The organism is Serratia sp. CY27727 (assembly GCF_052169275.1).
Lineage (GTDB): Bacteria > Pseudomonadota > Gammaproteobacteria > Enterobacterales > Enterobacteriaceae > Serratia > Serratia sarumanii.
This window is the reverse complement of sequence record NZ_JBJNLB010000018.1, coordinates 1-22,484: the sequence shown is the minus strand read 5'-3', so window position 1 is coordinate 22,484 and position 22,484 is coordinate 1. Positions and strand designations below refer to the sequence as shown.

At 60.8% G+C, this 22,484-nt stretch carries 21 protein-coding genes and 2 tRNA genes; 7 read left to right on the top strand and 16 right to left on the bottom strand.

The window, feature by feature from the left end:
- Positions 1–62 precede the first annotated feature (62 nt).
- Positions 63–830 carry a CDP-diacylglycerol diphosphatase gene (locus ACJ8HB_RS24260; protein ID WP_033654494.1) on the top strand — a complete coding sequence of 256 codons (768 nt, stop codon included), beginning with the start codon at positions 63–65 and terminating at the stop codon, positions 828–830.
- On the opposite strand, the gene ACJ8HB_RS24255 is transcribed toward ACJ8HB_RS24260, so the two are convergent.
- On the bottom strand, positions 831–2,870 hold the full coding sequence (locus ACJ8HB_RS24255; RefSeq protein ID WP_047570092.1) for an AsmA family protein: 2,040 nt from the start codon (positions 2,868–2,870) through the stop codon (positions 831–833). It abuts the gene before it with no gap.
- A gap of 90 nt (positions 2,871–2,960) precedes the next feature.
- On the bottom strand, positions 2,961–3,752 hold the full coding sequence (gene pdeH / locus ACJ8HB_RS24250; protein WP_047570089.1) for a cyclic-guanylate-specific phosphodiesterase: 792 nt from the start codon (positions 3,750–3,752) through the stop codon (positions 2,961–2,963).
- 240 nt (positions 3,753–3,992) lie between these two features.
- Between pdeH and ACJ8HB_RS24245 the strand changes: the two genes are divergently transcribed.
- The 3 genes from ACJ8HB_RS24245 (at position 3,993) to ACJ8HB_RS24235 (ending at position 5,863) form a co-directional block, all read left to right on the top strand.
- A complete protein-coding gene (locus tag ACJ8HB_RS24245; protein WP_094860204.1) occupies positions 3,993–4,925 on the top strand; it encodes a sugar kinase in 933 nt (310 codons plus the stop codon).
- 66 nt (positions 4,926–4,991) lie between these two features.
- A complete protein-coding gene (locus ACJ8HB_RS24240; protein WP_033649970.1) occupies positions 4,992–5,171 on the top strand; it encodes a hypothetical protein in 180 nt (59 codons plus the stop codon).
- Positions 5,168–5,863 carry a LuxR family transcriptional regulator gene (locus ACJ8HB_RS24235; RefSeq protein WP_047570087.1) on the top strand — a complete coding sequence of 232 codons (696 nt, stop codon included), beginning with the start codon at positions 5,168–5,170 and terminating at the stop codon, positions 5,861–5,863. Before ACJ8HB_RS24240 ends, ACJ8HB_RS24235 begins: the two co-directional genes overlap by 4 nt.
- Positions 5,864–5,916: 53 nt before the next feature.
- Here ACJ8HB_RS24235 and ilvC read toward each other — a convergent pair whose 3' ends face one another.
- The gene (gene ilvC, locus ACJ8HB_RS24230) at positions 5,917–7,392 is read right to left on the bottom strand and encodes a ketol-acid reductoisomerase (RefSeq protein WP_033636408.1); all 1,476 of its coding nucleotides are present in this window, start codon (positions 7,390–7,392) and stop codon (positions 5,917–5,919) included.
- A gap of 168 nt (positions 7,393–7,560) precedes the next feature.
- Between ilvC and ilvY the strand changes: the two genes are divergently transcribed.
- Complete coding sequence (ilvY, locus tag ACJ8HB_RS24225; protein WP_033636409.1) at positions 7,561–8,451, top strand: HTH-type transcriptional activator IlvY; 891 nt, start codon at positions 7,561–7,563, stop codon at positions 8,449–8,451.
- A gap of 8 nt (positions 8,452–8,459) precedes the next feature.
- Here ilvY and ACJ8HB_RS24220 read toward each other — a convergent pair whose 3' ends face one another.
- The 10 genes from ACJ8HB_RS24220 to ACJ8HB_RS24175 all read right to left on the bottom strand — a co-directional run bounded on the left by ACJ8HB_RS24220 (position 8,460) and on the right by ACJ8HB_RS24175 (position 18,804).
- The gene (locus ACJ8HB_RS24220) at positions 8,460–9,161 is read right to left on the bottom strand and encodes a DUF2461 domain-containing protein (protein ID WP_039569742.1); all 702 of its coding nucleotides are present in this window, start codon (positions 9,159–9,161) and stop codon (positions 8,460–8,462) included.
- 21 nt (positions 9,162–9,182) lie between these two features.
- Positions 9,183–9,761 (bottom strand): hypothetical protein, encoded by a 579-nt coding sequence (locus ACJ8HB_RS24215; protein ID WP_047570079.1) that lies wholly within the window; start codon positions 9,759–9,761, stop codon positions 9,183–9,185.
- A complete protein-coding gene (locus tag ACJ8HB_RS24210) occupies positions 9,761–10,756 on the bottom strand; it encodes a hypothetical protein (protein ID WP_033654501.1) in 996 nt (331 codons plus the stop codon). Before ACJ8HB_RS24210 ends, ACJ8HB_RS24215 begins: the two co-directional genes overlap by 1 nt.
- Before the next feature lie 112 nt (positions 10,757–10,868).
- Positions 10,869–12,413, bottom strand: a complete 1,545-nt coding sequence (gene ilvA, locus ACJ8HB_RS24205; protein ID WP_015379394.1) for a threonine ammonia-lyase, biosynthetic — start codon at positions 12,411–12,413, stop codon at positions 10,869–10,871.
- A gap of 5 nt (positions 12,414–12,418) precedes the next feature.
- The gene (gene ilvD / locus ACJ8HB_RS24200) at positions 12,419–14,269 is read right to left on the bottom strand and encodes a dihydroxy-acid dehydratase (RefSeq protein ID WP_033649965.1); all 1,851 of its coding nucleotides are present in this window, start codon (positions 14,267–14,269) and stop codon (positions 12,419–12,421) included.
- Between the two features lie 77 nt (positions 14,270–14,346).
- A complete protein-coding gene (locus tag ACJ8HB_RS24195) occupies positions 14,347–15,273 on the bottom strand; it encodes a branched-chain amino acid transaminase (RefSeq protein ID WP_033636413.1) in 927 nt (308 codons plus the stop codon).
- Between the two features lie 23 nt (positions 15,274–15,296).
- The gene (ilvM, locus tag ACJ8HB_RS24190) at positions 15,297–15,554 is read right to left on the bottom strand and encodes an acetolactate synthase 2 small subunit (protein ID WP_004929955.1); all 258 of its coding nucleotides are present in this window, start codon (positions 15,552–15,554) and stop codon (positions 15,297–15,299) included.
- Positions 15,551–17,197, bottom strand: coding sequence for an acetolactate synthase 2 catalytic subunit (ilvG, locus tag ACJ8HB_RS24185; RefSeq protein ID WP_047570075.1), 1,647 nt, complete (start codon positions 17,195–17,197; stop codon positions 15,551–15,553). Before ilvG ends, ilvM begins: the two co-directional genes overlap by 4 nt.
- Before the next feature lie 142 nt (positions 17,198–17,339).
- Entirely contained in the window at positions 17,340–17,438 is a 99-nt protein-coding gene (gene ilvL / locus ACJ8HB_RS24180; protein ID WP_013814970.1) for an ilv operon leader peptide, read from the bottom strand.
- Between the two features lie 133 nt (positions 17,439–17,571).
- A complete protein-coding gene (locus ACJ8HB_RS24175; protein WP_047570073.1) occupies positions 17,572–18,804 on the bottom strand; it encodes an MFS transporter in 1,233 nt (410 codons plus the stop codon).
- 341 nt (positions 18,805–19,145) lie between these two features.
- Here ACJ8HB_RS24175 and ACJ8HB_RS24170 point away from each other — a divergent pair, with 341 nt between their 5' ends.
- Complete coding sequence (locus ACJ8HB_RS24170) at positions 19,146–20,669, top strand: YifB family Mg chelatase-like AAA ATPase (protein WP_047570072.1); 1,524 nt, start codon at positions 19,146–19,148, stop codon at positions 20,667–20,669.
- Between the two features lie 26 nt (positions 20,670–20,695).
- Here ACJ8HB_RS24170 and ACJ8HB_RS24165 read toward each other — a convergent pair whose 3' ends face one another.
- Entirely contained in the window at positions 20,696–21,034 is a 339-nt protein-coding gene (locus ACJ8HB_RS24165) for a DUF413 domain-containing protein (RefSeq protein WP_004929946.1), read from the bottom strand.
- A gap of 119 nt (positions 21,035–21,153) precedes the next feature.
- Between ACJ8HB_RS24165 and hdfR the strand changes: the two genes are divergently transcribed.
- On the top strand, positions 21,154–21,981 hold the full coding sequence (hdfR, locus tag ACJ8HB_RS24160; protein ID WP_047570070.1) for an HTH-type transcriptional regulator HdfR: 828 nt from the start codon (positions 21,154–21,156) through the stop codon (positions 21,979–21,981).
- A gap of 261 nt (positions 21,982–22,242) precedes the next feature.
- On the opposite strand, the gene ACJ8HB_RS24155 is transcribed toward hdfR, so the two are convergent.
- Positions 22,243–22,318, bottom strand: a tRNA-Trp gene (locus tag ACJ8HB_RS24155).
- A gap of 51 nt (positions 22,319–22,369) precedes the next feature.
- A tRNA-Asp gene (locus tag ACJ8HB_RS24150) sits at positions 22,370–22,446 on the bottom strand.
- Positions 22,447–22,484 lie beyond the last annotated feature (38 nt).

Genomic DNA, 22,484 nt, shown 5'->3' with positions numbered 1-22,484 from the left:
GTTCGTTTACTGTCATAAAACCGGGCTATGCTGGATGTTTCTCTCGGTAACAGGATCGGCCGATGTCTCTGCGTCGTGGGGTATTTGTCTGCGTTGCGCTGCTGGCGGCTCTCGCCATCGCGCTCTATTACGGGTTGAAGCCTGATCATCCCGATGCGCTGTGGCGCATCGTCAGCCAGCAATGTCTGCCCAATCAGCAAGCGCATGACAACCCGGCGCCCTGCGCGCAGGTAGATGTGCCGGCCGGCTTCGTGGTGTTTAAAGATCGCAACGGGCCGCTGCAATACCTGCTGATGCCCAGCGCCAAAATCACCGGGATAGAAAGCCCGGCGGTGCTGGACGCCACTACGCCGAATTTCTTCGCCCAGGCCTGGCGCGCGCGCCACGTGATGGCGGAACGCTATGGCAAACCGATCGACGATGGCGATATTTCACTGGCGATCAACTCGGAATATGGCCGCACGCAAAACCAGCTGCACATTCATATCTCCTGCCTGCTGCCGGCGGTAAAACAGCGGCTGGCGCAGATCGGCCCCGATTTTATCGATCAATGGCAACCGCTGCCCGGCGGCCTGTTGGGGCATGACTATCTGGGGCGGCGGGTGACCCCCGCCGAACTGGAACAACAGGGCGCCTTCCGCCTGTTGGCTTCCGGCCTGCCGCGCGCCGAAGGGCGCATGGGCAGCTTCGGCCTGGCGATGACCGCGCTGCCGGACGGCGATTTCCTGCTGCTGGCGACCGAGCGCAGCCTGCTGCCGTTTACCCTGGCCTCGGCGGAAGAGATCCAGGATCACGACTGCCGGCTACTCACGCCGCCGCCGCACGCCTGACTATTTTTTGCCTTTCATCTCCCGCAGGATCTGCCCGCACTGGTTCTCCTCGCCGCCTTCACTGGGTGAAACCAGCGCCAGCAGCGCCGCCGCCGGCGTCAGCACCGCGCCCAACGCCACCGCCGCCGCGCCGCGGGCGATCAGCGGCCCGGCTTTGACGCCGGCGTCGGGGTGCTTGAAGGTGCCTTTCACGTACAGCGGCGAGCGCAGGGTCAGCACGCGCATCCCCTTGCTTTCCGGATCGATGGACAAATCCAGCCGTTCGGTGGCGAGGTTGGTGTTGCCGGTGATGTTGATCACCGCGTTCTCGGTGTCGAACACGAACAGCCGCGGCGCGGCGACGCCGTTGCGGATGCCGACGTCCGCCGCCGCGCAGTTGATGCCCACCACATCGTCACCGAACAGCTGCGCCACCAGATAGTTGCCGACGTTCAGGCCAAGGATCTCCATCAGGCTGCGGCTGATCACCCCGTTATTGATCAACAGGCGCAGGTCGCCGTTGCCGGTCGCCAGCAGCTCGGCTACCGAATTGCCGCTGCCCGTCAGCCTGGCGTCGCCGTTCATCTGCCCGAGGCTGCGCTTCATCGCCGCCACGTTCGGCAACAGCTGTTTGAGCTGGAGTTTGCGCGCGTGCATATCCACCTGGCCGCGCATCGGCTTTTTGCCGCCGTCGAGGCGCACCACGGCGTTCAGGCTGCCGCCCGCCATGCCGAAGCGCAGCGGATCCAGGCGCAGTTCGCCATTGTTCAGCTTCAGATGCGTGGCCAGATCGCTCAGCGGCAAATCGCTGCCGCGTTCGATGCGCGCGGCGGCAAACTTCACGTCCGCATCCATCTTGCGCCAGCTTTGCGTATCAAACTGTTCGACCGGCAGCACTTTATCCGCCGGCTGGCGGCTCTTCTCGCCGCGCCCGGCTTTGGCGGCGTTGGAGTCCGCGCCGATCAGCGGTGCCAGATCCGCCAACCTCAGCTGCCGGGAGCTCACCGCGCCGCTCAGCGTCGGCCGCGGCTTACCGGCAACGTATTTCAAATCGCCGTGAATGTCGCTGTCGCCGATTTTGCCGTCGAATTTCTGATATTCGAACACGGCGCCGCCCGGCTGATGCAGGCGGGCAATCAGATGGCCATCGGTCGCATACGGCGGGGTATTCGGCAGCAGCACGCCGGTCAAGCCATAGAGATTACCCAGGCTTTCGCCGGAAAATTTCAGCTGCACCTCCAGCCCGCCGAGGTTCAGCGGATCGGTCAAGGTGCCCGCCACCGCCACCCTGGTACTGCCGGAGCGCACGTCGGCCTGCAGCGGGAACGGCAGATCGGCGCTCTGCAGCGACAGCATGCCGCCAATCTTGCCGCTGCCGCTCAGCGGCTCGCCGTTGTATTTGCCCTTGACCTGCCAACCGAAGACGTAGTCAGGAGTGGCGGCCTTGCCGCTGCTCTGTTTGCCGGTCACTTCACTGAACGGCAGCGGTTTGCCGAGCGGATCGATGACGGCGCGGAAGTCCGCCTTCAGCGTGGCGTCTTTAAAGGCGATCTGCCCCTTGTCGAACACGATGTCGTGAACGGTGAACGACCAGTCGGAAGGCGGTTGCTGCGGATCCTGGCCAGCGGCCAGGTCAAACGTCCAGTTGTTGTCGCCGTTGGCCAGGCGTTGCAACGACGCATTCGGCTGCTTGAGCCAAATGCGCGGGATCAGCAGTTCTTTCTTCAGCAACGCCAGCGGTGCGATGCTGGCGTCGACGCGCTGCAGCGTCACCATGCTGTCGCCGGGCATGTTTTTCGGGTTACCCAGCCACACGTCTTCGGCGTGAATATGCGGCCAGGGCACCCAGGCGCGCCAGCCGCCCTCATCCCGGTTACGCGACCAGTCGACGCCCAGATCGCCGCGGATGGCGAACGGCCGCCGCAGTTCAGCCGACACTTTGTCGTTGATGGTGGGCTTGAGTCGATTCCAGTCGAAGGTAGCGATGAAGATCGCCAGCGCGGCGATCGCCAGCAGCACAATGCCGCCCAGCCAGCTGAAAACCTTTCCTGTTCTTGTCATAGGGCTCCCTCAGCACATAAACCGGGCTGCCGAATGAAAGGAAAAGGAATGAGCAGCCCCGTTTAAGATTAGCTGAGGATAGGCCGGAGTTCACGCCGGCGCGCCGGGCGCGGCGAACAGCGTCGGTACGCTGTGTAAAGTTTCAAAGCATGCCGGGCGGGAAAGATAGTAACCCTGCGCGGCCAACGCGCCGGAACGCTGTACCAGCCGCCACTCCTGCTCGGTTTCCACGCCTTCGACGATTACCCCGTCGCTGTGCTGGTTCATCATCTTGATCAGGGTGCCGAGTAGCTGCACGCCCTCTTCAGACTGTTTAAGCAAGGTGAACAATTCGCGCGCTACCTTGATGTATTGATAGCGCCAGGCGCCGACGGCGGAGAAGTTGGCCAGCCCGCTGCCGAAATCGTCCAGCCACAGCCGTTCGCCGCCGACCATCTGGTGCAACGGGCGGTTTGACGCTGTTTCGGCGTGCTCCACCAGTTCGAAGCGCAGATAGGGCATCTCGGCGATCTGCCGCTGCAGCTCGCTATGGCGCTGCAACGCTTGCAGCGCCATGCCGTCGATATTGACCGACACCATCACCGCGTGGCGAATGAACAATGCCTGCCAGCGCTGCAACAGCGCCAGCTGTTCCTGGATCACCCGCACACGCTGGGCGACGCCGAGCGAGGAAAAATACTGTTCCGGGGATTGCCGTTTGTCCGGTTCATTCGGGTGATATACCGCCGTCAGCAGTTCCACCGCCAGCAGCGCGCCACTGGTGCGATAAATCGGCTGGAAGGTATACAAGCGCCGGCATTGCCGCCAGTAGCGCCGCGATTTGGCGCAGGCATAGAGGGCAAAACAGGGCGCCAGCAGACCCGAGATCAGGTTGGTTATCATCGGTACTATCGCCGTGGCGGGGAAGTGAGAGCGCTGCCGCTGTTTCTTTACCCAGCTTATCGGCCGCGCCGCGCAAAACTTTAAGCACGAATTGCCGCACGGTTTCTTCTTCACCCTGTTTTGGCATAGGCCGATCGCGATCATAAAAAATTAAAACACTGTTTTAATTTATTGACTACCCCACCGCCTTGCGTGGAGACTGGCGGTTGTTGCTTCTTCTTTAGCCAGGGCTTATTGACGATGTCTATCCGAAATCTCGCCGTGATCGGCGAATGCATGATCGAACTGTCGCAGCAGGGCGCACAGCTGACGCGCGGCTTTGGCGGCGATACCCTCAACACCGCCGTCTACCTCGCCCGCCAAATGCCGGAACAGACGCTGCAGGTGCATTACGTCACCGCGCTCGGCACCGACAGCTTCAGCGACGAGATGCTGCAGGCCTGGCGGCAGGAGAAGATCGAGACCGGGCTGATTCAGCGGTTGGAAAACAAACTGCCGGGCCTGTACGTGATCGAAACCGACGTCGCCGGCGAACGCACCTTCTACTACTGGCGCAACGACGCCGCCGCCCGGTATTGGCTGGCGGGCCCCCAGGCCGACGCACTGTGCGCCCGGCTGGCGCAGTTCGATTACCTGTATCTCAGCGGCATTAGCCTGGCGATCCTCGCGCCTGCCGACCGCACGAAGCTGCTGGCGCTGTTGCGCCGCTGCCGCGCCAACGGCGGCCAGGTTATCTTCGACAATAACTATCGCCCGCGCCTGTGGCACAGCCGTGAGGAAACACAGCAGGCCTACCGTGAGGTGCTGGCCTGCACCGACATCGCCTTCCTGACGCTGGATGACGAAGAGCTGCTGTGGGGAGTGCAGCCGGTTGAACAGGTGGTGGCGCGCACGCAGGCCCTCGGCGTCGGTGAGATCGTTATCAAACGCGGCGCGGATGCCTGTCTGGTGTTCAGCGTGGAGGGAGAGCGGCTTGAGGTGCCGGCGATCGCGCTGCCGCCGGAGCGCGTGGTGGATACCACCGCGGCGGGCGACTCTTTCAGCGCCGGTTATCTGGCGGAACGCCTGAACGGCGGCAGCGCCCAACAGGCGGCGCAGCGCGGCCACCTGCTCGCCGCAACGGTGATCCAACACCGCGGCGCCATCATTCCCGCAGCGGCGATGCCCGCATAGCCAATAAGGCGGCGGCGAGGTAGCCTCGCCGCCCGCACAATAGATCCCAGAAGCATTGATGAGAGGATGATTGAAAGAATTTCCCTGGCGTTGGCTTATTTCCGCCCAGAGCTGCTAAGCTCGGGTCTTGGCATTGCTGCCTTTTTGAATTTATTAGCCGAGTATAAATTTCAATCCGCCGCACTGACTAGCTGGACTTTGGTGCAGGTCGGGCTGAGCCGCGAACGACAGGGAGGTTACCAATGACCGTCACATTCGCCAACGCCGTCGCCGCAAGACTGCATCTTGACGGCCGACTGCACGCCTTCAGCCAATTCAAATACGCTTATTTGACCTTCAACAAACACCTTCCCGATCGCCATCTGCTGGTCTCGAGCTACCCGCAAGAATGGCTGGACATCTACAGCGCCAATCGCTATCAGCGCATCGATCCCGTCGTGCGCGCCGCCCATAGTCGCTGCGCGCCCTTTATGTGGCACGACACCCCCGTCACCACCGAGGATCGGCATTACCGGAAGATCTTCAGCCAGGCGCGGGAGTACGACATCGTGCACGGCTGCAGCTTTGTTTTGCACGATCACGACAACAACCTGGCGATCTTGTCGATCAGCGCCACGGCAACCGATGACGCCGAACTGCGGCAGCTGATGGAAGACGAGAGGGCCAGCTTGCAGATGGTATTGGTCGATACCCACCAGCACGCTCTGGCCTTGGCCAGCGCCGAGGCGAGCCGGACAGACCGGCTCTCGCCGCGCGAAGGGGAAATCCTCTACTGGGCCAGCCAGGGCAAAACCTACCATGAGATCGCGCTGATCCTGGGGATAAAAACCGGCACGGTGAAGTTTCACATCGGCAATGCGGTGCGTAAGCTGGGGGTCGCCAACGCCAAACACGCGATCCGTCGCTGCCTCGAACGGCAATTGATCACGCCACCGTAGGCATAAAAAAGCCGGCATCGCTGCCGGCTCTGTGTGCTTTGCCTTGCGGGAAATCAGCCCGCAACGGCGATGCGTTTCATGTCGGTCATGTAGCCACGCAGTTTGCGGCCGACGGTTTCGATAGGGTGGCTGCGTACCGCTTCGTTCACGTCACGCAGCTGCGCGTTGTCCACCGCCGTACCCGCCACGGCTTTACCCAAATCGCCCGCCTGCAGGGTGGTCATGAAGTCCTTCAGCAACGGCACCGCCGCGTTGGCGAACAGGTAGTTGCCGTACTCTGCGGTATCGGAGATAACCACGTTCATTTCATACAGACGCTTACGCGCAATGGTGTTGGCGATCAGCGGCAGCTCGTGCAGCGACTCGTAGTAAGCCGACTCTTCGATGATGCCGGCATCGACCATGGTTTCGAACGCCAGCTCAACGCCCGCTTTCACCATCGCCACCATCAGCACGCCGTGATCGAAGTACTCTTGCTCGCTGATTTTGCCTTCAAACTGCGGGGCATTCTCGAACGCGGTTTTGCCGGTCTCTTCGCGCCAGGTCAGCAATTTCACATCGTCTTCCGCCCAGTCGGCCATCATGCCGCTGGAGAAAGCGCCGGAGATGATGTCGTCCATGTGCTTCTGGAACAGCGGCGCCATGATGGTTTTCAGCTGTTCGGACAGCGCATAGGCGCGCAGCTTGGCCGGGTTGGACAGGCGATCCATCATCAGGGTGATGCCGCCCTGCTTCAGCGCTTCGGTGATGGTTTCCCAGCCGAACTGAATCAGTTTCTCGGCGTAAGCCGGATCGGTGCCCTCAGCAACCAGCTTGTCGAAGCACAGCAGCGAACCCGCCTGCAGCATGCCGCACAGAATGGTCTGCTCGCCCATCAGGTCGGATTTCACTTCGGCGACGAAGGAGGACTCCAGCACGCCGGCGCGGTGGCCACCGGTCGCCGCCGCCCAGGCCTTGGCGATCGCCATGCCTTCGCCTTTCGGATCGTTTTCCGGGTGAACCGCAATCAGGGTCGGCACGCCGAAGCCGCGCTTGTACTCTTCGCGCACTTCGGTGCCCGGGCATTTCGGCGCGACCATCACCACGGTGATGTCTTTACGCACCTGCTCACCCACTTCAACGATGTTGAAGCCGTGGGAGTAACCCAGCGCCGCGCCGTCTTTCATCAGCGGCTGCACCGCACGCACCACGGAAGAGTGCTGCTTGTCGGGCGTCAGGTTGACCACCAGATCCGCCTGCGGGATCAGGTCTTCGTAGGTGCCGACCTTGAAGCCGTTTTCGGTCGCCTTGCGCCAGGAAGCGCGCTTCTCGTCGATCGCTTCTTTGCGCAGGGCATAGGCGACGTCCAGACCGGAATCGCGCATGTTCAGCCCCTGGTTCAGGCCCTGGGCGCCACAGCCGACAATCACCACTTTTTTACCTTTCAGGTAGCCGGCTTCGTCAGCAAATTCGTCGCGCGCCATAAAGCGGCATTTACCCAATTGCGCCAACTGCTGACGCAGGTTCAATGTGTTGAAATAGTTAGCCATGGTGGTACTCCGGTTTGATGTTGTCTTGCATTGTTATTTTCATTCCCCGCCCTGTCTGTGCGGAAATTCGTTAAACTCAATGTATAACAGGAAATGCGTTGCTTAAATTGATATATTAAGAACGTGACATTGCAATTTATGCAACACACTCACTGCGAGCGTATCGATATGGATTTACGTGATTTAAAGCTGTTCCTGCATCTGGCCGAAAGCCATCACTTCGGGCGCACCGCCAAGGCGATGCACGTCAGCCCGTCGACGCTCTCCCGCCAGATCCAGCGGCTGGAAGAGATCCTCGGGCAGCCGCTGTTCCTGCGCGATAACCGCACCGTGCAGCTGACCGACGCCGGCGAACAGCTGAAAGAATTCGCCCAGCAAACGCTGCTGCAATATCAGCAGCTGAAGCACTCGCTCGGCCAGCACGGCCCTTCGCTGAGCGGCGAACTGCGGTTGTTCTGCTCGGTGACCGCGGCGTACAGCCACCTGCCGCCGATCCTCGATCGCTTCCGCGCGCAGCACCCGCTGGTGGAGATTAAGCTGACCACCGGCGACGCCGCCGACGCGGTCGACAAAGTGCAATCCAACGAGGCCGATCTCGGCATCGCCGGCCGGCCGGAAACGCTGCCCGCCAGCGTGGCGTTCACCAAAATCGGCGAAATCCCGCTGGTACTGATCGCGCCGGCGCTGCCCTGCGCGGTGCGCAGCCAGGCGTTCGCCGACAGGCCCGACTGGGCCGAGATCCCGTTCATCCTGCCGGAGCACGGCCCTTCGCGAAAACGCATCGAGCTGTGGTTCCGCCGCCACCGCATCAGCAATCCGCTGATTTACGCCACCGTCGGCGGCCACGAAGCCATCGTGTCGATGGTCGCTTTGGGCTGCGGCATCGCACTGATCCCGAGCGTAGTGGTGGACAACAGCCCGGAGCCGGTACGCAACCGCATCTCGCAGCTGGATAACATCTCGATGGTCGAACCGTTCGAGCTGGGGGTCTGCGTTCAGAAAAAGCGCCTCAGCGATCCGCTGATCGACGCCTTTTGGCGCTTGCTGCATCCCCGCTGACGCGGGGTTTACAGATCCGCCGGATCGACCTGCTTCATCGTCTCTACCTGCATCAGCCAGTGGTAGAGCGGCTCAAGCTGCAAAAATGCCCCGGCCAGCAGCGGCGCCAGATCGGCGCTGAACAGCTTTTCCACTTCGCTGTCGGTCACCATCACCGCGAACGATTTGCGGTTGTACCAGGTGGCGATCTCCGCCGCCTGTTCCTTCACCAGCGGGCGCTTGTAGCTCTCACCCACCAGCTCGAACGGCGGCCGGCAGCAGGCGGCCACCTCAAGGAAAGGCTGCGGCCGCTGCCTCAGCGTATGGCGGAACAGATCCATGGTCGGCTTGTTGGCGCTGTAGTAGCCGAGCCCATAGCGCAGCATGTCCGGCCCCAGTTCGAAAAAGTAAACCGGCGCGTCTTTCCAGTCTTTGCTCGGGCGCTTGAACGTCAGCCACATGCGGCTGCGGTAGCGCGATTTGTCATGTGAAAAGCGCGTATCGCGATGAATGCGCGACAGCGTTTTGCCGATCGCCGGGCGAGTCTCGAACAGCGGATCGATCGCCAGCATGCCGGGAGCCAGCTGCTCCACCAGCGCGCGAAACGGCGCCAGCAGCTCGCGATCGTAGATGTCGCGGTTGCCGTCGAACCACGCCTTATCGTTCTCGATCCGCACCTGCTGCAGGAAATTCAGACCCTGCTGGCTAAAGCCGGAGAAGGGTTGCGTCATAAGTTTTTCCGTTCTGACGGTTTATCGGGTGTTGCGCAGATCTTCCCTCTGCCAACGGCGTTTGATCAACACGCGCCGACGCGTGCGAAAATAAGCGACATAGAGAGAGAACGCCGCCCGGTTGCTGAATAGCGCACCGCCAACCACGCCCCCCAACAGCATGGCGACAGTGGCGATGCCGGTCATCCCCGCCGCCCACGCCGCCGCGGCGCCAAGGCAAAACAGGCCGAGCATGCCAAGGTAATATTGCAACAATACCACCCCGCTGTTTTTACCCTGCACCAGTTGGAACAGGATCAACGTCATCCACACCGCCACGATCGCGCCGCTGCCCATGAGAACGGCAGCGGAAGTCTTGCCGCTCCAGGCGGCCGCCACGTCCGTGGCCAGGCCCATCACGCCCGCCAGCCCCAGCGTCAGGCAAACCATCAGCAACATGACATTGCCGACGCCCGGCGGCGACAGCCGCTGGCCCGGCGTCAGGAAATGCTGCTCGAGCTGCGCATCCACACCGGCGAAAAGCGCGCCATCGCGCGCCGCGATTTGGCGTTCCATCTCCCGGCCCTGCGCGATCAGGCGTTTAATCATCCAGTCCGCCATTACCTCACCATCTGCGGCAATTTCTGCATAATGCCCACAAAATACTGCCCGGTGGTTTTCACATTCACCGGCGCAGACAGGGTGCCGCTGATGCCGCTGCCCACGAACGTCAATGAGTTATTGAGCGCCGAATGCAATTGCTGGCGCAGCCCGTTTTGGATCGCTTCCGTCGGGTAGCGCTTCGGGTATAAGCCGTTCTTCACCATCTCTTTCAAGACGTTATTGGAAATTCCCGGATTTTCCGCCCGAATGATGTTTTCGGTCAGCCGCTTCCTTTCGCTACGGGGCATGCTTTTCAGCCATTCCGTCGCCTTGCGCGCCGAAATGCGGCGCATGGCGCGGTAGGTCATCGTCGCTTCCTTCAGGGCAGCCCCGGCACTGGCCAGCGAGATCACATCGAGCACGGTACTGGTAGCGATATACCACTGTTCTGAGTCGAGCTGAGCCAGTTCATCGCCTTTCCCGTCATAAAGCTTGTTGACGCGGTACAGCCCATTGCCGCACTGCAACGCGCTGGCAGCCATGCCGGCATAACCCAGATAAGCCACCGCCGAGCTGGTGCCGCCGGTAAACGGCACGGCGACGCTGCCCGACGCCAGTAAAAATACCGATACCAGCAGCGTTCCGCATGACAGCGCGGCCGAGGCCAACTCTTTGCTGACGCTGGGTTTGCTCAACGCTTCCGACAGCGTATTGGTCGCGGCAACGCGTGAAGTATGAGCTACCGTTTTGCTGATGACCACGTGGGTAACCTGCGAAGCGTTTGAGTAACCGGTGTGCTGCGTCGGGCGGACTAAAAATGAGTTCTGCCCGTCGGAAAAAATAATGCCCACGCCATGAAAGGCGAGGCTGCAGTCCAGCGAGTCCTGCAAGGCTTGCAGATTAATATCGCGATAGAATTCTTGTACGCCGGTATTGCCCAACAGGCGGGCAAACTCGGCGTTGGTCAAATCGTCTTCGGGGGAACCGAACGGCGTAGAAAAAGCGGTTTTCATTGTCGTGCATCCCTATACGTCAGAAGTCTTGGCAGTATAAAAATGCACGACAAAATCACAACCATGCAACCCATAAACTGACTAACGCGTCACGGTTGCTTATCAATCCGACTCACCCCTGCAAAAAGAAGCGGAACGCCGGGTTGTCGGTTTCGTCGTGGCAATCGTAGCCCAGCGCCTGCAGGTGCCGCTCGAATTCCGGCTCGCTTTGCGCCAGCTCGAAGGCCGCCAGCACCCGGCCGAAGTCGGTGCCGTGGCTGCGATAGTGGAACAGCGAAATGTTCCAGTGCGTGCCCAGCGTCTGCAAGAACTTCAGCAGCGCGCCCGGCGACTCCGGAAACTCAAAGCTGTACAGCCGTTCGCGCAGCGGCTTCGACGGACGCCCGCCCACCATGTAGCGCACGTGCAGCTTGGCCATCTCGTCGTCCGATAGATCCACCACCTGATAACCGTCGGCGTTGAGTTCGTCGATGATCTCCCGCCGTTCGGCGTGGCCGCGCGTCAGACGCACGCCGACGAAAATGCAGGCGTTGTCGGCATCGGCGTAGCGGTAGTTGAATTCGGTCACCGAGCGGCCGCCCAGCAGTTGGCAGAACTTGAGGAAGCTGCCCTGCTGTTCCGGAATGGTTACCGCCAACAGCGCTTCGCGTTGTTCGCCCAGTTCGCAACGTTCGGAAACGTAGCGCAGCCCGTGGAAGTTGAGGTTGGCGCCGGACAGCACGTGCGCCAGACGCTCGCCCTGAATGTTGTGCTGCTGCACGTACTTTTTCAGCCCCGCCAGCGCCAGCGCGCCGGAAGGTTCGGCAATGGCGCGCACGTCCTCGAACAGATCTTTGACCGCCGCGCAGATGGCGTCGCTGTCCACGGTGATCACGTCGTCCAGATACTCACGGCATAGGCGGAACGTTTCGTCTCCGATGCGCTTCACCGCCACGCCTTCAGCGAACAGCCCGACGCGCGCCAGATCCACCGGATGGCCGGCATCCAGCGCCGCGCGCAGGCAGGCGGAGTCTTCCGCTTCGACGCCGATCACTTTGATCTGCGGCATCAGCTGCTTGATCAGCACCGCCACCCCGGCGGCCAGGCCGCCGCCGCCGACCGGCACGAAGACCCGATCCAGATGCGCGTCTTGCTGCAGCAGCTCCATCGCCAGCGTGCCCTGCCCGGCGATCACCGTCGGATGATCGAACGGCGGCACGAAGGTCATGCCCTGCTGCTGGGAAAGCTCGATCGCCTTCGCCTTGGCCTCGTCGAAATTGGCGCCGTGCAGCAGCACTTCGCCGCCAAAGCCGCGCACCGCATCCACCTTGATGTCCGCGGTGGACACCGGCATCACGATCAGCGTTTTGATCCCCAGCCGTTTACCGGAGAAGGCGACGCCCTGCGCGTGGTTGCCGGCCGAAGCCGTTACGACGCCGCGCGCCTTCTGCTCTTCGTCCAGCCCGGCGATCATCGCATAGGCCCCGCGCAGCTTGAAGCTGTGCACCGGCTGGCGATCTTCGCGCTTCACCAAAATGGTGTTGCCGAGGCGCGAAGAGATTTTGCTCATGGCCTGCAACGGGGTGACCTGCGCCACCTCGTAGACCGGCGAGCGCAGTACCGCTCGCAGATATTCCGCGCCGCAGGGGGCGCTGGGTAGGGGTTGAGAGACCGCCATACTGCTTATCCCCCCAGTTTGCTCTTGTCGCGCACTGCGCCTTTGTCGGCGCTGGTGGCCAACGAGGCGTAAGCGCGCAGCGCGAAGGACACCTGACGTTCACGGTTTTTCGGCGTCCAGGCCGCATCGCCGCGCGCCAGTTCCGCCTCATGCCGCGCCGCCAGCTCCTGCTCGCTGACATCCAGCTGGATGCCGCGATGCGGAATGTCGATCGCGATCATGTCGCCGTCCTGCACCAGGGCGATCAGGCCGCCGTTGGCCGCCTCCGGCGAGGCGTGGCCGATGGACAGCCCGGAGGTGCCGCCGGAGAAACGCCCGTCGGTGATCAGCGCACACGCCTTGCCCAGCCCCATCGATTTCAGATACGTGGTTGGGTAAAGCATTTCCTGCATGCCCGGCCCGCCTTTCGGCCCTTCGTAACGGATAACGACCACGTCGCCCGCCACCACTTTGCCGCCGAGGATAGCTTCTACCGCATCATCCTGGCTTTCATAGACTTTGGCCGGGCCGCGGAAGGTGAGGATTTCCTTGTCTACGCCGGCGGTTTTGACGATACAGCCATTTTCCGCCAGGTTGCCATACAGCACCGCCAGCCCGCCGTCCTGACTGTAGGCGTGCTCACGGGTGCGGATGCAGCCCTCCTTGCGGTCGGTGTCCAGCGAATCCCAGCGGCAGTCCTGAGAGAATGCCTGCGTGGTACGAATACCGGCCGGCCCGGCGGAGTACATTTTCTTGACGCTTTCGTCGCGGGTCAGCATCACGTCGTAGGCTTCCAGCGTCTGCGGCAGGGTCAGCCCCAGCACATTGTTCACCTCGCGGTTCAGCAAACCGGCGCGATCCAGCTCGCCGAGGATGCCGATTACGCCGCCGGCGCGGTGCACGTCTTCCATATGGTATTTCTGCGTGCTCGGCGCCACCTTGCACAGGTGCGGCACTTTGCGCGACAGGCGGTCGATGTCTTCCATGGTGAAGTCCACCTCGCCTTCCTGCGCCGAAGCCAGCAGGTGCAGCACAGTGTTGGTCGAGCCGCCCATGGCGATGTCCAGCGTCATGGCGTTCTCAAACGCCGCCTTGTTGGCGATATTGCGCGGCAGCGCGCTCTCGTCGTCCTGCTCGTAATAGCGTTTGGTCAGCTCGACGATGCGCTTGCCGGCGTTGAGGAACAGCGCTTTGCGATCGGCGTGAGTGGCCAGCAGCGAGCCGTTGCCCGGCTGCGACAGGCCCAGCGCTTCGGTCAGGCAGTTCATCGAGTTGGCGGTAAACATGCCGGAGCAGGAACCGCAGGTCGGGCAGGCGGAACGCTCGATCTGCTCGCTGTCGGCGTCGCTGACGTTCGGGTTCGCGCCCTGGATCATCGCGTCCACCAGATCCAGCTTGATGATCTGATTGGAGAGTTTGGTCTTGCCGGCTTCCATCGGGCCGCCGGAGACGAAGATCACCGGAATGTTCAGGCGCAACGCCGCCATCAGCATTCCCGGGGTGATCTTGTCGCAGTTGGAGATGCACACCATCGCGTCGGCGCAGTGGGCGTTCACCATGTATTCGACCGAGTCGGCGATCAGTTCGCGCGACGGCAGGGAATAGAGCATGCCGCCGTGGCCCATGGCGATGCCGTCATCCACCGCGATGGTGTTGAACTCTTTGGCCACGCCGCCGGAGGCTTCGATCTGTTCGGCGACCAGTTTGCCCAGATCGCGCAGATGCACGTGGCCCGGCACGAACTGGGTAAAGGAGTTGACCACGGCGATGATCGGCTTGCCGAAATCGGCGTCGGTCATCCCGGTCGCGCGCCACAATGCGCGGGCACCCGCCATATTGCGGCCGTGGGTGGTGGTGGCGGAACGGTACTTAGGCATGCTCTTTTCACTCCAAATGTATTTATGACAGGCGGCGAACGAACCGCCTGGATATTCTTATCTTGTCTGTCTTGTCGTTACGGATTGACCGGATCCAGCCAGCCGTATTTGTCTTCTGTCTTGCCGCTGAACAGGCCGAAGAACGCCTGTTGGATCTGTTTGGTCACCGGGCCACATTTGCCGATGCCGACCTGAATGCCGTCCACGCTGCGCACCGGCGTGATTTCCGCCGCGGTGCCGGACATGAACACTTCGTCGGCCAGGTACAGCGATTCGCGCGACAGCACCTGCTCGCGCACTTCGAAGCCCATGTCTTTCGCCAGCTTGATGATCGCGTCGCGGGTGATGCCCGGCAGCGCCGAAGAGGTGAACGGCGGGGTGTAAATCACGCCGTCTTTCACTTCAAACAGGTTCTCGCCCGCCCCTTCGGAAATGTAGCCGTGCACGTCGAGCGCGATGCCTTCCTGATAGCCGTGGCGACGCGCTTCGCTGCCCACCAGCAGAGAGGAAAGATAGTTGCCGCCGGCCTTGGCCGCGGTGGGGATGGTGTTTGGTGCGACGCGGTGCCAGGAGGAGACCATCGCGTCGATGCCTTGATCCAGCGCTTCTTCACCCAGATAAGCGCCCCAAGGAAACGCCGCGATAATCACGTCCGTTTTGTAACCGGCCGGCGGGTTGACGCCCATGCCGACATCGCCGACGAACACCAGCGGGCGGATGTACGCGCTGACCAGGTTGTTCTTACGCAGCGTGGCGCGGCAGGCTTCCATCAGTTCGTCAACGCTTTGCGAAACCGGCATGCGGTAGATTTTCGCCGAATCGTGCAGGCGCTGCATATGCTCGCGATGACGGAACACCACCGGCCCCAAGTGCGAGTCGTAGCAGCGCACCCCCTCAAATACCGACGTGCCGTAATGCAGCGCGTGCGACATCACGTGCACTTTGGCCTCGGCCCAGGGAACCATTTCACCATTGAACCAAATGTAATCGGCTTTCTTTGTCATTGTTATTTATCCTTCTCGGCGCCTCAGGCGCGTATTTGTTGTGATGTTGGCTGCTGGATCTCGACGCAGGAGACGTCCATCAGTTTGCTTAATTGAGATGACAACAGGGCAACCGGACGCGGGCTGGCAACGGTCAATTCGATATTGATGCTGTCGGCATTGGCCGGGGAAACCATATTCATAGCACAAACCTGAAAGCCGCGATGACGCACGACCCGCAATACGCGCTCTAACATTTCGGGGCGAAAACGCGCCTGGATCGAGAGTTGATGCTGCATCATGATATTTCCTCCAACATGGTTTCGTTGCCGGCGCCCGGCGGTACCAGCGGCCAGACGTTTTCGAGTTCGTCGATAGAGACCTGCAGCAGATAAGGGCCTTCGGTGTTGAACAGCGCCTCGAGCGCGCCCTCCACCTGATCCTTGCGGCTGATGCGCTGGCCGGGAATGCCAAAGGCGGCGGCCAGCATCAAGAAGTCGGGGTTATCGGACAGGTTGGTTTCACTGTAGCGGCCGTCGAAGAACAGCTGCTGCCATTGACGCACCATTCCGAGGCGCTGGTTGTCCAGCAGCACGATCTTCAGCGGCAGCTGTTTGCGCTTGATGGTGCCCAGTTCCTGCACGTTCATCATGAAGGAGCCATCGCCCGAGACGCAGATCACCGTATCTTGCGGGCGCGCGATCTGGGCCCCTACTGCCGCCGGTACGCCGAACCCCATGGTGCCGAGGCCGCTGGAGGTGATGAAATTCTCCGGGCGTTCGAACGTCATGTGCTGCGCGCTCCACATCTGGTGCTGGCCCACGTCGGTGGTCACTACGCTGTTGGCCGGCTTGCGGGCGGACAGCTGGCGCAAGAACAGCGGCGCGTAGATCGGCTGGCCGGGGTGATCGTAGCGGCAGGCGTGGTCGGCTTTCAGCGCCGTCACCTGCTGCTGCCAGGGGGCGATGTTCAGCGGGCGCTGCAACGCCGGCAGCAACGCTTTCAGATCGCCCTGCAGGGCCACATGCGCCTGGCGCAGCTTGCTCATTTCCGCCGGGTCGATATCCATGTGGATCACTTTGGCGTGCGGTGCGAAGGCGTTCAGTTTGCCGGTCACGCGGTCATCGAAACGCGCGCCGACGGCAATCAGCAGATCGCACTCCTGCACCGCCAGGTTGGCGGCCTTGGCGCCATGCATGCCCAACATGCCGAGGTACAGCGGATCTTGCGCATCCGGCGCGCCCAGTCCCTTCAGGGTGGCGACGTTCGGCATGCGGGTCACGGCGATGAACTCGCGCAGCGCCGGCACCGCCTGCGCCATGCCCACGCCGCCGCCGACGTACAGCATCGGTTTGTGCGCCTGCGCCAGCAGCTCGGCCGCCTCCGCCAACGCCGCCGCCGGGAATGCCGGCACTTCATCGACCGGTATCAGATGCGGGTGCAAGTCGCCCTGCGCCAGCTGGATGTCTTTCGGGATATCGATCAGCACCGGGCCAGGGCGGCCACCGGCGGCGATGGCGAAGGCTTCCGCCATGATGCCCGGCAGCGCGTCCAGCGATTCCACCAGGAAGCTGTGTTTGGTGCAGGCCAAGGACAGGCCGAGAACATCGATCTCCTGAAAGGCATCGGTGCCGATCAGCGCGGAACCCACCTGACCGGTGATGGCGACAACGGGAACGGAATCGAGCAGCGCATCAGCCAGGCCGGTGATCAGGTTGGTGGCGCCGGGGCCGGAAGTGGCGATGCAAACGCCGACTTTGCCGGTGGCGCGGGCGTAGCCGATGGCGGCCATCGCGGCGCCCTGTTCATGTCGGCACAGCAGGTGTTCCACGCCGCCGTCGTACAGCGCATCGTACACCGGCATGATCGCCCCGCCCGGATAGCCGAATACGGTATCCACACCCTGCGCACGCAACGCTTGAACTACCCACTGAGCGCCATTCATAGTTATTTCCCCGCCTTACTTCGACAACTGCAGGATTTTGTTCTGCTTTTCATGTTCTGACCCTTGCTCCACTTTTCTCTTGCCAATAAAAAACCCCCGGACCTGACGGTGCGGGGGTTCTCTTGCGATTCCGGCTTGTTTGCTAAGCCTTTCTTCGTCCAAGTGCAGCCCCGCACGGTGGGATAATAATCACCACCACGCTAATCACGACTAGGCTAATCACTTGGGCAAAGGCTTTCATAATGGGTTTGTTCACTGTGCTCATTCAGAACTAATGCTTACAGAGGTACCATAGTCGCGCGCGGCATGACAACACTTTTTTTGCGTTATTATTCGGCGCAATCTGGTCATACCTCACGCGAATCGCCCGGATTTCACACGTTGGCGCGCACGCCCGGATTTCTCACCGCGTCTGTGATCGCCTTGCCGCGCGTATCCTTGCCGAAGAACACCAACAGGGCGATCGCCAGCGCCACCGTACCGGCGACGCTCGCCATCGCCAGGCCATAATTATGCCCATGATGCTCGGCGATGGTGGCTTGCAGCGTGGCGTTGACCGAGGCGATCAGATTGCCAAGCTGGTACACGAACCCCGGCAGCACCGCGCGGGTGTTGGCCGGCACCAGCTCAGTCAGGTAGGTCGGCACCACGCCCCAGGCGCCCTGCACCATGAACTGCATCAGGAAAGCGCCGATCCCCAACATCAGCGAACCGCTGGAAAATGCCCACAGCGGGATCACCGGCAGCGCCAGCAGCGCGGCGATGATGATCGCTTTTTTGCGGCCGATCTTTTCCGACAACGAACCGAAGAAAACGCCGCCGATAATTGACGCGATATTGTAGCTAATGGCGATGATACTAACGGTTTTTGGATCGAAACCATGCTGAACTTTCAGAAACACCGGATACAGATCCTGCGTGCCGTGGGAGAAGAAATTGAACGCCGCCATCAGCAGCACCAGATAGCAGCACAGCTTCCAGTGGCTCTTCAACACCGGCAGCAAGGCAGAGCTTTCCTTGCGTTCACGCGCCGCCAGCCACACCGGCGACTCCTGCACGCAATAATAAATAAACGGCAGCAGCAGGATCGGCGCCGCGCCGATGACAAACATGCCGCGCCAGCCGACCGTTTCGAACAACAGGCCGTACACCACCGCCGCCAGCAGATAACCGAACGGATAGCCGGCCTGGAAAATGCCCGACATCAGGCCGCGCGAGCGGTCCGGTATGGTTTCCATCGCCAACGACGACGCCACGCCCCAGATGCCGCCCATCGCAACGCCGTACAACACCCGCAACAGCAAGAAGACCGTCAGCGAGGGCGCGGCGGCGGAGAGCAGCTCAAACACCGAGAAGAAGACGATATTCAGCATCAGGATCGGCTTGCGGCCATATTTTTCCGCCGCACGCCCGAAGATCAGCGCGCCAATCGGGCGCACCGCCAGCGTGAGCAGAATCGCCAACGTCACCTGTTCCAGACCGACGTGAAAGGATTGCGCGATGTCACTGAGTAAGAATACCAGCACGAAAAAATCGAAAGCGTCGAGCGTCCAGCTTGAAAAGCTGGCGATTGCCGCGTTGCGTTGCAGCGGGGTCCAACCAAACATAGTGTTATCCCTACCGTAGAGTACGAAGTCAGGAGGTTTAGCGGCTGCCGGGCAGAATGCGGCGGCGGTCGGGGTTTGTTAAATACGTGATTTTTCTTTTAATCAATTGTTAAATACACCCGTTAACCCTATGATTGCAATGCGTATGGACCGCTAATGTGTTGCAGCCTTCAGCGAATTGTTAATGGGTATTGCCGCAGGTTGCGAGGCGGCTCGCACAACCTCATTTATTTCGATGAAAATCAGCGATTACTCTGCTAAATGCATCGAAAAACCACCAATAACGCCGCGCAATGGCCGGATAAATCACGCATCATGTCGCCCTTAGTAAGGAGAGCGATATGTCACTGGCGGTAATCTATAGCCGCGCCATCATCGGCGTTCAGGCCCCTTCCGTGACGGTGGAGGTGCATATCAGCAATGGCCTGCCCGGCCTGACGCTGGTCGGCCTGCCGGAAACCACGGTAAAAGAGGCGCGCGATCGGGTGCGCAGCGCCCTGATCAATAACGGTTTCACCTTTCCCGCCCGGCGCATCACCGTCAATTTGGCGCCCGCCGATCTGCCGAAAGAAGGCGGGCGTTACGATCTGCCGATAGCGCTGGCGATCCTCGCCGCCTCCGAGCAATTGCCCCTCGCACCGTTGGCGCGCTACGAGTTTCTTGGCGAGCTCGCGCTGTCCGGCTCACTGCGCGCGGTCAGGGGCGCGATCCCGGCGGCGCTGGCGGCGGCTGATGCCGGGCGACAACTGATCCTCTCAACGGACAACGCCGCCGAAGTCGGCCTGATCGCGCAGTCGCACTCCCATACCGCCCGGCACCTGTTGGAAGTCTGTGCCTTTCTGCTCGGCCAGGGCGAACTGCCGGTGGCGGCCACGCCTCCCGCTGCGGACACCGCCTGCGACAGCGCCGATCTGCGCGATATCATCGGCCAGGAGCAAGCCAAGCGGGCACTGGAGATCGCCGCCGCTGGCGGGCATAACCTATTGCTGATTGGGCCGCCGGGCACCGGTAAAACCATGCTGGCCAGCCGCCTCACGGGCCTACTGCCACCGCTCACGGAGCCTGAGGCGCTGGAAAGTCTGGCGGTCGCCAGCTTGCAGCATCACATTCCCGCTGCCTTACCATGGCGCCAGAGGCCGTTTCGCGCACCGCACCACAGCGCCTCGATGGCGGCATTGGTCGGCGGCGGCTCACTGCCGCGACCGGGCGAGATCTCGATGGCGCATAACGGCGTGCTGTTTCTGGATGAACTGCCGGAATTCGAGCGTAAGGTACTGGATGCGCTGCGTGAGCCGTTGGAATCCGGCGAGATCGTGATTTCACGCGCCAACGCCAAGGTCTGTTTCCCCGCCAGAGTGCAGCTGATCGCGGCAATGAACCCCAGCCCGACGGGGCATTATCAGGGGTTGCACAATCGCGCCTCACCGCAGCAGGTGTTGCGCTATCTGGCCCGGCTGTCAGGGCCTTTTCTCGACCGTTTCGATCTGTCTATCGAAGTGCCGCTGTTGCCGCCGGGAACACTCAGTCATCGGAAAACACACGGAGAAAGCAGCGAACAAGTGCGGAAAAGAGTGCTGCAGGCACGCGCCCGGCAACTCGAACGCGCCGGTAAAGTCAACGCGCTGCTGAGCAACCGCGAAGTGGAACGGGATTGCGTTCTGCAGGCGGCAGACGCCGAGTTTTTGGAAGCGACGTTAAACACGCTGGGGTTATCGGTTCGCGCCTGGCAGCGCATCTTGAAAGTGGCGCGCACGCTGGCGGATTTGGCGGGAGATGCTGAGCTCGACAGGCGCCACCTCAGCGAAGCGCTGGGCTATCGCAGCATGGACCGCCTGCTGTTACAACTGCATCGTAGTCTGGAATGAAAATGGGGCCGCAGGCCCCATCGTCTTTAGTCTTCGCTGTCGCTGTAATCTTCTACTGCGTCAGCCTGCGGTTTACCGCCGGACAGAGTATGGAATTTCTTCGGGCGACGTGTGCGCGCCAGATATTTAGCCCATACTTTTTCCTGCTCGGTAGCCGCTTCGCGCTCACCGCGGCACACTGCGACGAACAGTTGTTCTTCTTCAGTGGCCGGCTGGCGTTTGCCCGAGTCCAGCTCGTTAAACGCGTAGCCGAAGCGCTCTAGCAATTGCGCCTCTTTAATGGTGAAATCGCCGTGACGGGAGAACCCGCGAGGGTAATGTTTATTATCAAAAAAACGATTGGTCGTGGTGAAGCTATCCGCCATCTGACACGCTCCTAATTCTCTTATGGCCGTGCTGTTTATGGCGCGGAGTATTAGATAGGCTTGACAGCGTGTAAAACAAAACATTTAAATCTTAACGACAAATTTTTTTGGAGATAGGTGTGGATACCGAATTACTGAAAACCTTTTTGGAGGTCAGTAGAACGCGTCACTTTGGCAGAGCCGCAGAATCTTTGTACTTAACGCAGTCCGCGGTCAGTTTCCGCATCCGTCAGTTAGAAAACCAGCTGGGCGCCAATTTATTTACCCGTCATCGCAATAATATCCGCCTGACGCCTGCCGGCGAGCGGCTTCTGCCCTATGCTGAGAGCCTGATGAACACCTGGCAGTTGGCGAAAAAGGAGGTCGTGCGTTCGCTGCAACACACCGAGTTGTCGATCGGCGCTACCGCTTCGCTGTGGGAGGCCTATCTGACCCCTTGGCTACAGGCGCTTTATCAACAACGCGAAGCGCTGCAGCTAGAAGCCAGGGTGGCATTAAGGCACTCTTTGGTAAAACAACTGCATGAAAGGCAGCTCGATTTACTGATCACCACTGAACCGCCGAAGATGGATGAGTTGGCCAGCCAGCAGCTGAGCAATTTCTCATTACGCCTGTTCTCATCCGCTTATCGTGACAAACAGGCCCCAATGCCCTACATCAAACTGGAATGGGGAGCCGACTTCCACCAACAGGAAAACCGCATGCTGGAAGGCGATAGCGTGCCGGTGCTTACTACCACCTCCGCTCACCTGACGCGTCAGCTGTTGGAAACCACGGGCGGATGTGCTTTCCTGCCCAGCCAGTGGGAAAAAGAGTATCCACAGTTGGTGGCCGCCACCGAGATCCCGCCGATTATCCGCCCACTGTATGCCGTCTGGTTGCAAAACAGCGATCAACAGCCTTTGATTCGGCAATTACTTAAAATACCTTTAAATACCGCAGCCTAAAGCGTTATGGCGGCCTTAAACGCCGTCATCGTGGTCATGCCTGTCTATCACACCAAAACGCGCTCATCGCCTTCTGAGAGAAGATAATGCAAAACGAGATAAGAATTAGGAGGCCGGCAGGATAGAGTTCGGAGGAACATGAAGCAACCAGGATCGGGCAAACATCGGCATATAGCGTCAAAAGCGCTCTATTCCAAAGCGGTAAGGAAGAAAAATGATAGGCAAAAAAAAACCCTTTGCTTTCGCAAAGGGTTCTTAATATGGCAGGGGCGGAGAGACTCGAACTCGCGACACCCGGTTTTGGAGACCGGTGCTCTACCAACTGAGCTACGCCCCTAAATCTCGCTTAACATTATGCCTGCTAATAAAGCAGGCATAATTAAATAAGTGGCGGAACGGACGGGGCTCGAACCCGCGACCCCCTGCGTGACAGGCAGGTATTCTAACCAACTGAACTACCGCTCCACCGATTCTTTTACGTTGCATCTTTCGATGCCGGCAAT